The sequence below is a fragment of the Rhizobium sp. LCM 4573 genome (assembly GCF_001854865.1).
Classification (GTDB): Bacteria; Pseudomonadota; Alphaproteobacteria; order Rhizobiales; family Rhizobiaceae; genus Neorhizobium.
Genome location: NZ_MDDW01000001.1, coordinates 951,367 through 966,970, shown reverse-complemented (window position 1 = coordinate 966,970; position 15,604 = coordinate 951,367). Strand labels below are relative to the sequence as shown.

General features: G+C 60.8%; 15 protein-coding genes. 11 read left to right on the top strand and 4 right to left on the bottom strand.

The window, feature by feature from the left end:
- Positions 1 to 76: 76 nt before the first annotated feature.
- The 11 genes from LCM4573_RS04830 (at position 77) to LCM4573_RS04780 (ending at position 10,957) form a co-directional block, all read left to right on the top strand.
- The gene (locus LCM4573_RS04830) at positions 77 to 1,540 is read left to right on the top strand and encodes a sugar ABC transporter ATP-binding protein (protein ID WP_071004956.1); all 1,464 of its coding nucleotides are present in this window, start codon (positions 77 to 79) and stop codon (positions 1,538 to 1,540) included.
- Positions 1,537 to 2,478 carry an ABC transporter permease gene (locus tag LCM4573_RS04825; RefSeq protein ID WP_071004954.1) on the top strand — a complete coding sequence of 314 codons (942 nt, stop codon included), beginning with the start codon at positions 1,537 to 1,539 and terminating at the stop codon, positions 2,476 to 2,478. Before LCM4573_RS04830 ends, LCM4573_RS04825 begins: the two co-directional genes overlap by 4 nt.
- Positions 2,475 to 3,422 carry an ABC transporter permease gene (locus LCM4573_RS04820; protein WP_071004952.1) on the top strand — a complete coding sequence of 316 codons (948 nt, stop codon included), beginning with the start codon at positions 2,475 to 2,477 and terminating at the stop codon, positions 3,420 to 3,422. The genes LCM4573_RS04825 and LCM4573_RS04820 overlap by 4 nt, the downstream gene beginning before the upstream one ends.
- A gap of 24 nt (positions 3,423 to 3,446) precedes the next feature.
- Positions 3,447 to 4,364 (top strand): SMP-30/gluconolactonase/LRE family protein, encoded by a 918-nt coding sequence (locus LCM4573_RS04815; protein WP_071004950.1) that lies wholly within the window; start codon positions 3,447 to 3,449, stop codon positions 4,362 to 4,364.
- 161 nt (positions 4,365 to 4,525) lie between these two features.
- Positions 4,526 to 5,599, top strand: coding sequence for an ornithine cyclodeaminase (locus LCM4573_RS04810; protein WP_071004948.1), 1,074 nt, complete (start codon positions 4,526 to 4,528; stop codon positions 5,597 to 5,599).
- 387 nt (positions 5,600 to 5,986) lie between these two features.
- Positions 5,987 to 6,964 carry a TRAP transporter substrate-binding protein gene (locus tag LCM4573_RS04805; RefSeq protein WP_071004946.1) on the top strand — a complete coding sequence of 326 codons (978 nt, stop codon included), beginning with the start codon at positions 5,987 to 5,989 and terminating at the stop codon, positions 6,962 to 6,964.
- 122 nt (positions 6,965 to 7,086) lie between these two features.
- Entirely contained in the window at positions 7,087 to 7,623 is a 537-nt protein-coding gene (locus tag LCM4573_RS04800; protein ID WP_071005191.1) for a TRAP transporter small permease, read from the top strand.
- A 3-nt stretch (positions 7,624 to 7,626) separates the two neighbouring features.
- The gene (locus tag LCM4573_RS04795; RefSeq protein WP_071004944.1) at positions 7,627 to 8,907 is read left to right on the top strand and encodes a TRAP transporter large permease; all 1,281 of its coding nucleotides are present in this window, start codon (positions 7,627 to 7,629) and stop codon (positions 8,905 to 8,907) included.
- 9 nt (positions 8,908 to 8,916) lie between these two features.
- Positions 8,917 to 9,696, top strand: a complete 780-nt coding sequence (locus LCM4573_RS04790) for a FadR/GntR family transcriptional regulator (RefSeq protein WP_071005190.1) — start codon at positions 8,917 to 8,919, stop codon at positions 9,694 to 9,696.
- A 23-nt stretch (positions 9,697 to 9,719) separates the two neighbouring features.
- Positions 9,720 to 10,568, top strand: coding sequence for a 5-dehydro-4-deoxy-D-glucuronate isomerase (kduI, locus tag LCM4573_RS04785; RefSeq protein WP_071004942.1), 849 nt, complete (start codon positions 9,720 to 9,722; stop codon positions 10,566 to 10,568).
- Positions 10,569 to 10,621: 53 nt separating this feature from the next.
- Positions 10,622 to 10,957 carry a cupin domain-containing protein gene (locus tag LCM4573_RS04780; protein ID WP_071005189.1) on the top strand — a complete coding sequence of 112 codons (336 nt, stop codon included), beginning with the start codon at positions 10,622 to 10,624 and terminating at the stop codon, positions 10,955 to 10,957.
- Between the two features lie 9 nt (positions 10,958 to 10,966).
- Here LCM4573_RS04780 and LCM4573_RS04775 read toward each other — a convergent pair whose 3' ends face one another.
- The 4 genes from LCM4573_RS04775 to LCM4573_RS04760 all read right to left on the bottom strand — a co-directional run bounded on the left by LCM4573_RS04775 (position 10,967) and on the right by LCM4573_RS04760 (position 15,321).
- Positions 10,967 to 11,995 carry an acyltransferase gene (locus LCM4573_RS04775; protein ID WP_071004940.1) on the bottom strand — a complete coding sequence of 343 codons (1,029 nt, stop codon included), beginning with the start codon at positions 11,993 to 11,995 and terminating at the stop codon, positions 10,967 to 10,969.
- Between the two features lie 12 nt (positions 11,996 to 12,007).
- Positions 12,008 to 13,279, bottom strand: a complete 1,272-nt coding sequence (locus tag LCM4573_RS04770) for an O-antigen ligase (RefSeq protein ID WP_071004938.1) — start codon at positions 13,277 to 13,279, stop codon at positions 12,008 to 12,010.
- 7 nt (positions 13,280 to 13,286) lie between these two features.
- The gene (locus LCM4573_RS04765) at positions 13,287 to 14,546 is read right to left on the bottom strand and encodes a polysaccharide biosynthesis/export family protein (RefSeq protein ID WP_071004936.1); all 1,260 of its coding nucleotides are present in this window, start codon (positions 14,544 to 14,546) and stop codon (positions 13,287 to 13,289) included.
- Between the two features lie 94 nt (positions 14,547 to 14,640).
- The gene (locus LCM4573_RS04760) at positions 14,641 to 15,321 is read right to left on the bottom strand and encodes a sugar transferase (RefSeq protein WP_071004934.1); all 681 of its coding nucleotides are present in this window, start codon (positions 15,319 to 15,321) and stop codon (positions 14,641 to 14,643) included.
- Between the last annotated feature and the right edge of the window lie 283 nt (positions 15,322 to 15,604).

The following is a 15,604-nucleotide window of genomic DNA, read 5'->3' as shown; positions in this document are numbered from 1 at the left end:
GCGGCGGGGGCGTTTCTTCCGAAACCGCTCCCGTCGTTTCCGATGTTACCTTGCCGAATACCGATCATGATCCCGCATGACTGAAGCCGTGTTGAAACAAGAGGTGGTTGCCGCGCGCGGCATCAAGGTGACGTTCGGCGCCGTCAAAGCGCTGGACGGGGCGGATCTCATCATCCATGCCGGCGAATGCGTCGGGCTGGTCGGCCATAACGGCGCCGGCAAATCCACGATCGTCAATGTCATCAATGGCGGCCTCAGTCCGCATGAGGGCGAGGTCAGCTATGGCGGCGGTTCCGGCGAGCACGGAATTTCCGTGGCGCGGGCCAATGGCGTACGCTGCGTCTTCCAGGAACTGTCGCTCTGCCCGAACCTGACGGTGAACGAAAACGTCCGCGTGACGCATAGCGAACTCAAGGGCTGGAACTGGCGCGCCCGCGCCCTTGAGCTCGTCAGACGGCAGCTCGAGGAAATATTTCCCGGTCACGGCATCGATTGCGACAGCACGGTGGACGATCTCTCGATCGCCGAGCGCCAGATGGTGGAGATCGCCATCAGTTTTTCCGGTGCGAACGAGCGCCCGAAACTGGTCATTCTCGACGAGCCGACCTCCTCGCTAGATGCGGGGCTTGCGGCACAGCTCATGGCCTATATCCGCCGTTTCGTCTCGGAGGGCGGAGCGGTGCTCCTCATTTCCCATATTCTTGGCGAAATCCTTTCTACTTCCGACCGCATCGTGGTGATGAAGGATGGCCGCGTGGTCGCGGATCGTGCGGCGAAAGAATTCTCGACGCGCAGCCTGGTAGAGGCGATGGGCAATGTGGTGCGTGAACTGGAATGGCAGCGGTCCGCGACGGCGAGAAGCTGTGCGCCCGTCCTGACGATGCCGCCGCGAAAGGGACACGGCCTCCCCTTCGAGGCCCATCGCGGCGAGATGATAGGACTTGCGGGCCTTGGCGGGCACGGACAGACGGAGGCGCTGCTCGACCTTTATCTTTCCGGCAACAGCAATTGGTGGCCGGAAAGGCAGCGGGATATCGCCTTCGTTGCCGGCGATCGCAGTCTCAACGGCACATTTCCACTCTGGAGCATATTGAAGAACCTCAGCATCGCCTCGCTCGGCCAGCTTTCTTCCCGGAGCCTGGTCGATCAAAGCCGCGAGGATCTGCTTGGCGCGAGCTGGAAGAAGCGCATCGAGATACGCACGCCCGATATGGTGAACCGCATCCTGTCGCTTTCCGGCGGCAATCAGCAGAAGGTGCTTTTTGCCCGTGCGCTCGCGACGACCGCGAAGATCGTGCTGATGGACGATCCGATGCGCGGCGTGGATGTCGGCACCAAGCAGGAAGTCTACGAAATCCTTCGTGCCGAGGCGAAATCCGGCCGAACCTTCATCTGGTATTCCACCGAAATGGACGAAATTCGCCTTTGCGACCGTGTCTATGTCTTCCGAGAGGGCGCGATCGTCGCGGAACTTACAGGCGACGAGATCACCGAGAAAAACGTGCTTGCCGCATCCTTCCATGGAGATGAGGCGGCATGAAGCTTTCCTCGGGAACTATCCGCCTCATCATTCCGGCCCTGTCGCTTGCCGTTCTGCTCGCCGCGGTCTTTTACATGCAGCCGCGGGCAATGAGCTATACGGGGCTGAACCTCCTCTTCAATCTGGCGGTGCCGATCGCGCTTGCGACGGTTGCGCAGATGCTCATCATCGCGGTCAACGACCTCGATCTTTCGATGGGTACTTTCGTCAGCTTCTGTGCTTGCGTGACGGCCACCTTCCTGCAGGCCTCGCCCGCAATCGGCATCCTGATTTTCCTCTGTGCCATCGCGGTCTATGCCGCTATGGGCATCATCATCCACCTCCGCGAACTTCCCTCGATCGTCGTGACGCTCGGCATGAGCTTCATCTGGGGCGGGCTTGCGGTCCTGATACTGCCCGCGCCCGGCGGCGAGGCTCCCGGCTGGGTACGCTGGGTGATGACCTCAAGGCCACCGTTCGTTCCCATGGCGATCGTGGCCAGCGTCATCATAGCCGTCGTCACGCATTTCCTCATCATGCGTTCTTCCTTCGGCGTGCTGATCCGGGGTGTCGGCGGCAATTTCCGCTCCGTCGAGCGGGCCGGCTGGTCGGTGATCCGCATTCGCGCGGGAGCCTACGCACTGGCAGGCTTTTTCGCGGTGCTTTCGGGCATTGCGCTGGTGGGACTGACAACCTCGGCGGATGCCAATATCGCCTTACGCTACACGCTGCTCTCGATAGCAGGCGTCATCCTCGGCGGCGGCGAATTCGTCGGCGGCAAGGTTTCCCCGATCGGGGCGGTGATCGGCGCGCTGACGCTGACGCTTGCCGGCTCCTTCCTCTCCTTCATGCGTATCTCGCCGGACTGGCAGATCGGTGCACAGGGCGCGATCCTGATCGTGGTGCTGGCGCTGCGGCTCTTTTTGAACCGGCTCGAGAAACGGGAGAAGAATCGATGAACCTCTTCCGCTCGCTCCCCTCCAGGCCGTGGATATGGTCTTTCGCCGCAACCGCCATCGTCTGGATCGTGACCGTGCTGTTCACCGGCGGCGCAAGCGCGTTCGGGCTGTCGCAGGCGGCGCTCACCTTTGCATCCTTCTACGTGATCGTCGGCATAGGGCAGATGTTCGTCATCACGCTTGGTCCCGGCAATATCGACCTTTCGGTTCCGGCGACCATGACGCTTTCCGGCACGCTGGCGCTGAAGCTGATGGATGTTCAAGACAGCATGATCGTGGTCGGCCTGCTCATCTCGATCATGCTCGGGATCGCGGTCGGCGTCGGCAACTATGCACTCATCAAGCTCCTGCGGATACCGCCGATCATCGCGACGCTTTCCATGAGCTTCATCGTGCAATCGACGGCGATCTGGGCGAACCGCGGCTTGCGCATCAAACCGCCGGAGATCCTCGCGAATTTCACCACCTCCACCCTGTTCGRCATTCCGAATGTGGCGATCGTGGCGCTGATCCTTTCCGCAGTGGCCTGGCTCCTGCTTGAGAAGAGCATTTACGGCCGGTGGATTTCGGCGATCGGCCAAAGCATGTTCGCCGCCCGAATGACGGGTATTCCGGTCGATGGCACAAGGCTCGTCACCTATATTCTCTGCGCTGTACTCGCTTCCATCTGCGGCTATCTGCTCGCGAGTTTCTCGGGCGGGGCGGCGCTCAACATGGGCGGCGAATATCTGCTGCTGTCGATCGCCGTCGTGGTGATCGGCGGTACGGCGGTCGCTGGCGGCAATTCCAACATTCCAGGCATATGGGGCGCTTCGCTCTTCATGTTCCTGGTGGTCTCGATGCTGAACACCTATGGTTTCGGCGCCGGCTTCCGCCTCATCCTGACAGGCCTCATCATCATTGCGGTCATCCTCGTTGCCGGCGGGCGACAGGCCGGCCGATAAGCCACTTTCAATCGGACAATCATCATGCCGCAGACCCCCTCTATCTACGAAATCCATGACGAACGCTTCCGGCATCTGATCGTCGGCAGTGCGAGGCTGGAAGAGCTCTATTCCGGCTGCCGCTGGGCAGAGGGGCCCGTCTGGTTTGCCGATCTCAACTGCCTGATCTGGAGCGATATTCCGAACCAGCGGATGCTGCGCTTCGTGCCGGATGGCGGGGTTTCCGTCTTCCGGGAGCCCTCCAATTTCGTCAACGGCAATACCCGCGACCGGCAGGGGCGGCTGATCTCCTGCGAGCATGGCGGCAGGCGGGTGGTGCGCACCGAGATCGACGGTTCGCTCACTGTTCTCGCGGATAGCTATCAGGGCAAGCGGCTGAACTCGYCGAACGACGTGGTGGTACGTTCGGACGGCAGCGTGTGGTTCACCGATCCGACATATGGCATCAAATCCGACTATGAAGGCTTCAAGGCGGAGCCGGAGCAGGCGACGCGCAATGTCTACCGCCTCGATCCGCAGACCGGCGAGCTGGACGCTGTGGTCACCGATTTCGGCCAGCCGAACGGCCTCGCCTTCTCGCCGGACGAGAGCAGGCTCTATGTCGCGGATTCGGCCTCCAGCCACAACGTCAATGCGCCGCGCCATATCCGCGTCTTCGATGTCGTCGACGGCCGGAAGCTCACGGATGGCGGCGTCTTCTGCTGCCTCGACAACGGACTGCCGGACGGTTTCCGCGTGGATATCCACGGCAATGTCTGGACGAGTGCGGGAGACGGCGTCCACTGCTTCTCTCCCGAAGGCGCACTTCTCGGCAAGATCCTGGTGCCGCAGACGGTGGCGAACCTCACTTTCGGCGGTCCGCGAAGGAACCGCCTGTTCATCACGGCGACGAATTCGCTCTATTCGGTTTATGTCGCGACCAATGGGGTGGCGCTCGGCTGAGTTCAATTCGGCATAACTTATCCAATTGGCATGCCGGCCTATTCGTGGCAGCTTAGCGCATGGAAGACTGTCGGCCGCATAATCCTTTTCCGTATCCGGATGACCGCGTGCCGCAGCCGCGGAGAAGCGCCGTTTGCCCGGCGCCAAGGATAGGAACCGATATGCCCGCCCTGCCCAATTTGAACATCGTGCCGTTCATCAGCGTCGAGAACATGATGGACCTGGTGCTCGGCATCGGGGTCGAGACCTTTCTCGCCGAGCTTGCCGCTTATATCGAGGCCGACTTTCGGCGCTGGGAGGCTTTCGACAAGGTACCGCGCGTCGCCTCCCATTCGCATGAGGGCGTGATCGAGCTCATGCCGACCAGCGATGGCCGGTTCTACAGTTTCAAATATGTGAACGGCCATCCCAAGAATACGCGCAGCGGCCGCCAGACGGTGACTGCTTTCGGGGTCCTCTCGGACGTTGACAGCGGCTATCCGCTGCTGATCTCGGAAATGACCATTCTGACGGCGCTCCGCACGGCGGCGACCTCGGCCGTCGCAGCGAAACATCTCGCGCCGAAGACGGCGGATTGCATGGCGATCATCGGCAATGGCGCCCAGAGCGAGTTCCAGGCGATTGCTTTCAAGGCGCTTCTCGGTGTCCAAAAACTGCGTCTCTACGATATCGACCGGCAGGCCACCGAACGTTGCGCGCGCAACCTGGAGGGGCTCGGCCTCGAAATCCATTCCTGCCGAAGCTCGGAGGAGGCGGTCGAGGGCGCGCAGATCATCACCACGGTTACCGCCGACAAGCAGAACGCCACCATTCTCACCGACAACATGGTTGGGCCCGGCGTTCACATCAATGCCGTCGGCGGCGATTGCCCCGGCAAGACGGAACTGCACCGCGACATCCTGCTCCGCTCCGATATCTTCGTCGAATACCCGCCGCAAACGCGGATCGAAGGTGAAATCCAGCAGATGCCGGCCGAGCATCCGGTGACGGAGCTGTGGCAGGTCATCACAGGACTGGCGAGGGGCCGGGACGGCGCCAGCCAAGTGACGCTGTTCGACAGCGTCGGCTTCGCGACCGAGGATTTCTCAGCGTTGCGCTATGTCCGCGACAAGCTTGYCGGTACCAGCCTCTACGAAAACCTCGACCTGCTTGCCGATCCGGACGAGCCRCGCGATCTCTACGGCATGCTGCTTCGGCGCAAGAAGCTGACCGAGGCGATCCAGAAACCGGCTTAGATCGCCCCAAATTTCGAAGCTTGGTCTCTCCGGCTGACACCCTCACTGCCTCGAAATAAGTCATCATACAAATTGTGATATCTTGTATGTTGACATCGCCATCGGTTGTGCCTTAGCCATATGAGGAGCCGAGGAGGGCGGTATCGTGTTCGCATCTGAATGACATGACGGTTGGGACGGGCGTAAGCGCTCGGCCGCAGCGCTATGGGCTTTTCGATGCGAAGCCGAGAAGACGATCACCCGGCACTCCATCTCCTTTGCAACATAAGCACAAGGGGAAGGGAGGGGAGTGAAGAGGAGTTCGACTTTATCAGGGAGGCTGCCGATCCGCGGTTAAGGCGCGTCGGCTTCGAAGGCGCGAGGGCGCCATGCAAACGGGAGGAAACCATGTTGCATTTCAGGAAATTAGCTGCGGCTGCCGCGGTGGTCGCGTTGTCGTTCGCGGGGACGGCCGGAGCGCAGACCGTGCTGCGGTCATCAGACACCCACCCGGACGGTTATCCGACAGTCGAGGCGGTCAAGTACTTCGGTGAGCTTATCAAGGAGCGCACCAGCGGCCGCTATTCAGTGGAGGTCTATCATTCCGCTCAGCTCGGCCAGGAAGCGGATACGATCGAGCAGGTCCGCACAGGCGTGATCGATCTCAACCGCGTGTCGATGGGGCCTTGGAACGGGCTGATCCCCGAGACCACTATCCCATCGCTTCCCTACATTTTCCGCTCGGTGGAACATGCCCGCAAGGTGATGAACGGACCGATCGGCGACGAGATCCTTGCCGCTTTCGAGCCGCATGGGGTGGTGGGCCTCGCCTTCTATGACGGCGGCGCCCGTTCCTTCTACAATTCCAAGAAGGCGATCACCTCGATCGATGATCTGAAAGGCATGAAGTTCCGCGTCATGCAGTCCGACATCTTCGTCGACATGGTGGCGGCACTCGGCGCCAGCGCGACCCCGATGCCCTATGGCGAGGTCTATACGGGCATTGAGACGGGCGTTATCGACGGCGCCGAGAACAACTTCCCGAGCTACGACACCGCCAAGCATGCGGAAGTCGCCAAGTTCTTCTCGCTCGATGAACACCTTATCGTTCCGGAAGTTCTGGTGATGTCCAAGGTGCGCTGGGATCAGCTCTCCCCTGAAGATCAGACGATTTTCAGGCAAGCAGCGAAGGACAGCGTCCAGAAGCAGTACGAGCTCTGGGACGCGCAGGTCGCCAAGTCCCGAGAGACAGTCGAAGCCGGCGGATCGAAGATCAACGAGCTCGACAAGCAGGCCTTCATCGATGCGATGAAACCGGTCTACGACAAGCACGTCACCGATCCTAAGCTTCAGGATCTCGTAAAGCGCATTCAGGAAACCCAGTAACGGGCTCCGATGCTCGGGAGACGGGTTCGCCTGTCTCCCATAAGGCAAATGAAAAAGCGGGAACGGTGATGGCAGAAGCTAAAAGCATCGGGGAGGCGCATGATACGGCCGAAAGGCCGCGCATGAACGCCGTCGTCCGATTGTTGAACAGGATTTGCAACGGAGCACTTTATATCGCGGGCGCGGGACTGGTCCTCATGACCTGTATCGTGTTCTGGCAGGTTTTTGTGCGCTATGTACTGAACTGGACGAATACCTGGACCGAACTCACGGCCGTCATGCTGATGAGCTGGTTCATCTTCCTGGGCGCCGCCGTCGGCGTGCGCGAGAATTATCACCTGGGCTTCGATGTCCTTCTCTATGCCCTGCCTCCGGGCGGCAAGAAATATCTGCGCGCGATCTCCGATTTGGTGGTGCTGGCCTTTGCCGTCGGGATGATCGTCTACGGCTGGCAACTGGTTCAGCTCCAGTGGCGGGCACGCCTGCCGGCACTCGGCATTCCCGAAGGCATCCGCTATCTGCCTCTGGTAGGCGGTGGCCTGCTCATCAGCCTTTTCGCCCTGGAGCGGCTGGTATTGCGCTTTTCCGGCTTCGACGTCGATGCCGATGCGGTGACCGAAGAGCCGATCCCGGCACTCGATCAGGTCAAGGAGGTCTGAGCCATGGAAAACTGGATCCTGTTCGGAACCTTCACGCTCCTGATGCTGATCGGCACGCCGATCGCCTTCTGCCTCGGCGTGGCGAGCTTCGCGACCATCCTCTATATGGGCCTGCCGCCGCTGGTCATTTTCCAGCAGATGAATTCCGGCATGAGCGTCTTCACGCTGCTTGCCATTCCCTTCTTCATCTATGCCGGCGACCTGATGGTTCGCGGTGGTATCGCCCAACGCATCGTCGCCTTCGCAGGCTCGCTGGTCGGGCATATGCGTGGCGGACTTGGGCAGGTGAACATCGCCGCCTCGACGCTTTTCGGTGGCATTTCCGGCTCCGCGGTTGCGGAGGCTGCCGCAGTCGGCGGGCTGATGATCCCGCAGATGAAGGCTCGCGGTTACGGCGCCGATTACGCGGTCAACGTCACGTCCATGGCTGCGCTCATCGCGCTTCTCCTGCCGCCGTCGCACAACATGATCATCTATTCGATCGCGGCCGGCGGGAAGATATCGATCGCCGACCTCTTCACCGCCGGCATCGTGCCAGGGCTGCTGTTTGCGGCAGCACTCATGGTAACCGCCTATTTCGTCGCCCGAAGCCGTGGCTACCCGACGGAGACTTTCCCGGGCTTCCGCCGCGTGGGCTATTTCTTCCTCAACTCGCTGCCGGGCCTGATGCTGATCGGGATCATCTTCGGCGGCGTGCGCTCCGGTATCTTCACGGCGACGGAAAGCTCGTGCATCGCGGTCTTCTACGCGTTTCTCGTGACGCTGCTGGTTTACCGCTCGCTGAGCTGGAAAAACTTCGTGCATTCGACGCTGGGTGCCGTGCGCACCACCGCCATGGTGCTCCTCATCATAGGCACGGCGGCGTCTTTCTCCTGGCTCATGGCTTACCTCCGGGTGCCGGCGCAGCTCATCGACCTATTGAACAATATCTCGCAGGATCCCTTGATGATCCTGCTCTTGCTCAACCTGCTCATGCTGCTGCTCGGCACGTTCATGGACATGGGGCCGATGATCATCATCTGCACCCCGATCTTCCTGCCGGTCGTCGTCGCCTATGGCATCGATCCTGTGCATTTCGGCGTGATCCTGATCCTCAATCTCGGTATTGGCCTCAATACGCCGCCCGTGGGAGCGGTGCAGTTCGTGGCCTGCGCGGTCGGCAAGATAACGGTCTGGGAGGCGATGCGCTCGATCTGGCCTTTCTATCTGGCCGGCATCGTGGTCCTGGGCCTGGTCACGTATATACCGGCCATCTCGCTGTGGCTGCCGAGTGTATTCCGGTAAAGGATGGACATGGCAAGCGACCTGACCGCGACTTCACGGGCCGAGCGGAAGCCCAAGCTCTCGGAGCGGATCGTCGCCGCCCTCCGCTCGAAAATCCTGTCGGGGGAAATCGGTCCGGCCGAGAGGCTGCCGACCGAGAGTCAGCTGACGGAGCTGTTCGGCGTCAGCCGGACCGTCGTGCGCGAGGCGATCGCCAGCCTTGCGGCCGACGGGCTCGTGGAATCGAGGCAGGGAGCCGGCATGTTCGTCTGCGAGCGGCCGGCCATGGCATTCAGTTCGATCACCCAGGACATAGGCAAGATATCGCATGYGATAAACGTCCTCGAGGTGCGCATGGGGCTTGAGATCGAAAGTGCGGGTCTTGCAGCCGTCCGCCGCAATGCCGCGCAGGAAGCGGCGATCCAGGAAGCCTTTTTCGAATTCGACCGGCTGCTTGAAAAGGGCAAGACGACTGGAAGAAGCGATTTCATGTTCCACAAGGCGATCGCGGAAGCCACCAACAATCCCTTCTATGTCGAAGTTCTCGATGCCCTCGGCATACGGGCCATCCCCTGCGACATCACCTCGCCCTGGGGAACCGATAGCACCTTGAGCCGGCAGTATCAGGAAGGGCTTCAGCAGGAACATCTTCGTATCCTGCAGGCCATTTCCGCCGGAGATCCTGAGGCCGCCCGGAATGCCATGCGGCATCATCTCACCGCGAGCCAGCAGCGCTACCGGGAGCGTTTGAACGACCAGAAGACCGAATACCGATTTGGCCGTGCGAACGTGCGTGCCGACCGATCGTGATACCAGGAAGGAAGAAGGATACCATGACCGAGAGCCACATCCGCCACACCACCCGTAATGCGTTCGATCCGGCGACCGCCGCCAAGATGGGAAGCGCGGACTTACGCGAAAATTTCCATATCGGCGGGCTGTTCGAAGCTGGAAAGATCAATCTCACCTACACGCATTACGACCGGATGGTGGTTGGCGGGGCGACGCCTGCTGGCGAGCCGCTGGCGCTGGAAACGATCCGGCCGCTCGGCACCAAGAGCTTTCTGGAACGGCGTGAGCTGATCGCCGTCAATATCGGGGGGGCTGGCTCGATCGAGGTGGACRGCGAGAAGTTCCCGCTCGGCCCGCGCGACATGCTCTATGCCGGCATGGGCAGCAACATGAGCTTTTCCTCCGACGACGCGTCTAGCCCGGCGAAATTCTACCTCCTCAGCGCGCCGGCGCATCAGAAACACCCGACCAAGCTCATCCGAATCGGTGATGCCAAGCGCCTCGACCTGGGCAGCCAGACGACATCGAATGAGCGTTCGATTTTCCAGTTCATTCATCCGGAAGGCGTCAAGACCTGCCAACTCGTGGTCGGCATGACGCAGCTGGCCACCGGCTCGGTATGGAACACCATGCCCTGCCACGTGCATGACCGGCGGATGGAAGCCTATCTCTATTTCGACCTGCCGGAAACGGCGAGAGTTTTCCATTTCATGGGAGAGCCGACGGAAACACGACACATCGTGATGGCCAACGAGGAGGCGGTGGTCTCCCCGCCGTGGTCGATCCATTCCGGCTGCGGCACTGCCAACTATGCCTTCATCTGGGCGATGGCGGGAGACAATGTCGATTACACCGACGTCGAAGTCGTGCCGATGGATGTCCTGCGGTGATTTTCGAGGGGGCCGGGCTTGCCGGCTCCAATCCCTTTGATGTGAGAAATGATATGACGACCAAGATATTTTCCCGGCAGAACGAAGGCGAGACGACCGATCTCGGGAGCGGCAACAAGCGCCGTGTCCTCCTTCATACCGATGAACTCATGATGGTGGAGTTCACCTTCGAAAAGGGTGGTGTGGGTGCGTTGCATTCGCACCCCCATGTGCAGGCAAGCTATGTCGCGGAGGGGCAGTTCGAGGTGACTGTGGGTGACGAGAAGGCGACGCTTTCGGCAGGAGACTCCTTCATCGTGCCTTCGAACGTGGTGCACGGCGTGGTGGCGCTCGAAGCCGGCAGGCTGATCGACAGCTTCACGCCGCATCGGGCCGATTYCCTCGCCTGACGGCCGGAATTACTGAGCAGGCGTCCGCCCGGCCTGGTTGCGCAGGGGCAGACGCCACAGCGCGGAGCGTTTCCCCTTGAGGAGGAGCTGGATCGGCCGCTCCAGGCATTCATAGGCGGCAATGCCGGCTATGGTGCCGACAATGACAGCGGCGAGCGCGATGGCGGGCACGGAGAGCGAAAGCGCGGTTCCGATGGCCGCGACGACCGAGATCGCGAATGTGTGCCAGAGATAGATGGAATAGGAGCTGTCGCCGAGATAGGTGAGCGCCGGGAATTTCGGAAGCTTGCCGTGGACCTCTATCGCAAGCGCCCCGGCAACGAGCATGATCGCCAGCGGGCCACAGGTCCAGGCATCGAATTCAAACCGCATCAGGTGTATCGTGGCAAAGCCCGCAATCGACAGGCAAACGAGAAGCAGGCCGATCCAGGGCGAGGGGAGGCGTCCGGCCTGCCAGATTTTCGCGATGGCGGCGCCGGCCACGAATTCCAGGATGACCGGTGCGGTATAGAAACCGGCGAGCGGATTTTCCGGCCGTAGCAGGGCGCCGCCGACGACGAGCAGACTGAATAGAAGCGCCAGAGCGGACAATCGCAGTGCCGGTTTCAGGAACAGGACGAGCGCGAAGACCGCATAGAAGAAGATTTCGTAATTCAGCGTCCACCCCTGAACCAGCACCGGCCAGAGGTTTCCGGAATTGGGCGAGGCGACCGGAATGAACAGGAACGATCCGGCGATGTGTGCCGGATCGAGCTTCAGGTTGGGAAAGAGGCCGAGGATCGCGCCGAGGACCATCACCACGGTCGCTATCCAGTAGGTGGGTGCGATGCGCAGGAGGCGGTTTCGGAAGAAACTCGCGGGTGAAGCCGGGCGGCTGTCGCTGATCGCCATCATGATGAAGCCGCTGACGACGAAGAAGATATCGACACCGGCGGCGCCAATCGTAAACGGCAGGCCCATGCGGTGGGCAGCATGAAAGATCACCACCGCGATCGCGGCGAATGCCCTGAGATACTGGATGGAATAGAGCGTCGGCATGCGGCTAGTCCTTCAGCCTGGCTGCGCGCTGCTGGAGCCGGAAACGAAGGGCTCGAAATGGGTTCGGACGGTGCGGCGCTCGGGAACCGTGAGCTTGCCCGCCGCGAAATAGAACAGGAAAGAGCCGATGTGATACGGGTGGATAATGTCCACTTCCACGAAGGAACGGACGAGAAGAAGGCTCGCCACGCCGAGGAGGACGAGCGATTCCGGGCTCCGTTCCACGGTCAGGAAACGTCTCAGATGGCCGGTGAGCGTCGAAAGCAGGATGAATGCCAGGATAAGGGTTCCGCCCAGCCCGGTTTCCACCATGGCTTCGATATAGGTGTTGTGGAAATGGAAGCCGCTTCGCGATCCGATATAGAACTCCTGCCACAGCCTCTCCGCCTCGGCAAAGCCCGGAACCCAGTAGCCCTGATAACCGACCCCGAAGAATGGGGTCTCGCCGGCCGCGGCAATACCCTGCTGCCAGAGATAGGTTCTGCCCGTGAGGGTGGAATCCTTCCCGAAGATTGCAAGGATCGCATCCATGGCCCCGAATTGCAGCGCGGCAGCGCCTGCGCCCGCCGCAAGCACGAGCGCCGCTCCGAAGAATAGCCGCCGGTTACGCGGAGCGAGCATCATGATGGCATAGAGACCGGCGCAGAGGGCGACGACGGCCAGCGTCGTGATGACGGAAGTCGCGGATTGGGAGGCGAAAAGGGAATAGGTGGAGAGAAGCCCGACCATTCCGCAGCCCGCAAGCCAGAGGTTGCGCGCGCGGAAAACCGCTGCCATTGCGAAGGAGAAGAAGACGCCGAGCGAGGCATAGAAACCGAGCTGGTTCTTCGAGGCGAAGGCGCCCACGAAGCTGTAGGTGCCGTCCAGCGCGTCGTAGTGGTAGCCGCCGAACAGAAGCGAGTAGACGAGCACGAGCCCGCAGCCGAGGATTGCTCCGCGGCAAAGGGTCTCGACGGACATCGTTCGCATGGCGATGAGCGCGCAGATGAGATGCGTCAGATACTGGACGGCCGCGCGCATCGAAACCGAGGGAGCAAGAGACCAGAACACCGATAGGAAGCAGAAGAGCGCGAAGCCGAAGATCCAGAGATAGCGGAAGGAATTGCCCGCCACGCGGCGATAGTCGACTAGGAGCAGGGGAAACCACAAGGCATAATAGGCCAGGATGGAGGCCGCTCCGAAATTGCTCGAATAGGCGAACACGAAGAAGGACAGGGCGATTGCCGCCATCCCATAGAGATCGTTACGCTGAGGCTCGATAAGAACCGACTTGGCGATCTTCATGCCATCCTCATTGCATCAGCAGTTCGGAGCTGACCTTCACCACATCACCGGGCCGAAGCTGTACGTGCTCATCGACGGAGACCTCTTTCGGTCCCTGACCTTCGTCGCGCACCACCACGTATTTTATCGTAGCAGCCTTGCCGTTCGGATCGAACTTCAGGGCCTCTGCCGATTGCGCCAGGGCTTCCGACATCAGTTCGCGGCTGGTGGAGATCTGCAGACCGAGCTTGTCGAGTTCGGCTTCCGTGTCCTGCAGCTCCTTGGCGCGCTGGGCCACCCAGTCGTTGCGGAGATTGATCTCGTCCTGGTTGGCCTTCGTTATATCCTGCTTGGCACGCAGGGTAGCGGTATCGATATCCAGAAGCGTCGATTCGACATCAGCGGCATCCTCCTCGACGGATAGACGCCGGGCGCTGGTGGCGAGGCCCTGTTCGGTGAGCCGGCTGACCCTGTCCCGGTCCTGCGTGACCAGTTCCAGCCGCTGCTTCTGGGTCGCGGCCTTCCGGCCGAGAGATTCGACCTCGGTCTCGAGGAGTGAACGCAGGTCGGCGAGCGCCTTGAGCTGCGCTTCATAGCGCTCCCGGCGGGACTTCATCAGCGCAGCCTCGCTCTCGATGAGTTCCTTGGCGTTGCCCACGCTCTCCAGTTCCTTGGGAACATTCAGTTCGCCAGCGCCGGAAACCTCCGCAAGCAAGCGGGCGCGGCGCGCCAGAAGGCGGCTGCGTTCGGAATCGTACACGGCGGCATCGCCGCGGGCATTGATGAAGTCACGAGCGAACCGCTGGCCCGCATCGGATCTGCGGAGCCCCCCGGCAAGGCTCACCGCCTTCAGCACGGTAAGGTTAGGCTTGAAGGGATATTCCCCCGGAGTATGGACGTCGCCCGCCACGAAAATCGGCCGGAATTCAGCGACTTCCACGGAGGCAGAGGGGAGATTGCGCAGGGCGAACTCGCTCTGCAGCCGTTTCCCGATCTCAGCCGCCACTTCGGACGTCGTTTTGCCGGCGGTATCCAGATCGCCGACAAAGGGAAGCGAAACGGCCCCCTGAGGGCCTACCGTATATTCGCCGCCGATCACATCCCAATTGCGGACGCTACCGTCAGCAGGCTGCCATTCGGCAACCCGGACACGGATCTTATCCATGACGCCAAGCTTGTAGGAGGTGTCCTCCGCTGCCGCAGCCGGGCAGGCGAAGGCAAGCAGAAGGAAGCCCGCTGCAATGCGCAGTCGTCCGGAGCTGCGGGCGGTAATGGAGTGGCGTGTCATGAAAGAATTCCTTCGTTCAGYGCGGGAATAGCCCCGCGCGAAGGGGCCGTGAGCCTGATCTGAATTGTGCATTCTGCTTCGGCTTGGCCGATGTTCAGTAGCTGCCGCGGGAGAGGCAAACGGCAGGTATGGTCATGGCGATGATCCAGACGTCCCGCCGCAGCGACCAGTTCTCGACATAGTGCGTGTCGAAAGCAATCCGGCGTTCATAGGAGACGTCGTTGCGGCCGCTGATCTGCCACAGACCGGTGAGTCCCGGACGAGTGCGCAGATAATAAACCGCAGAGGAGTCGTAGAGGCCGAGTTCCTCATCCACCACGGGCCGGGGGCCGACAACGCTCATCTCGCCTCGGATGATGTTGATAAGCTGGGGAAGCTCATCGAGGCTCAGTTTGCGCAGAACGGTTCCAACCGCGGTGACGCGTGGATCGTTTTTCAGTTTCCGGGTCGCGCGCCATTCTTCCGCGGCTTGCGGGTTCGTGGCGAGATGGTTCCGCAGAACCTCGTCGCCGTTGACGACCATGGTGCGGAATTTCAGGCATTTGAAATACTTGCCGTTATGACCGATCCGGCGGTGGCCGTAAAAGACCTTGCCCCCATCGGTGAACTTCACCAGCCCCATGATCATCAGGAAGATGGGGCTGAGCAGGACCAGGGCCAGAACGGCCGTGGTCACATCGAAACTGCGTTTTGCGATACCACCTATGGGCAAGGAGAGTTCAACCTCGCCGTTGGTCGAAAACGGAGAATCTGCCGAACGTGTCGCGGACTTCATAGAGAGAACTCCATTTAGGTTTTGCGATAGTCGGTGCCGTCGCTGGCATCATGCCGTAACGATGGGATAATATGTCTGTGTTCTGAATTTGATGCGAATGTTCTTTTTTCGAGGCAGCTGTCCTTGAGGGTAGAGGAAGGATTCGGGAGGGGCATTTGTACCCGGATCGGGTCGATTAAATCTCGCCTACGTCTAAATGATTACTTGGGCGGGTGCGTAAAGCCTCTGAAAAACATATTCGGTCTTTAGAGATCGAAGGGTGTTTCCGTGATTTCTTGTATGG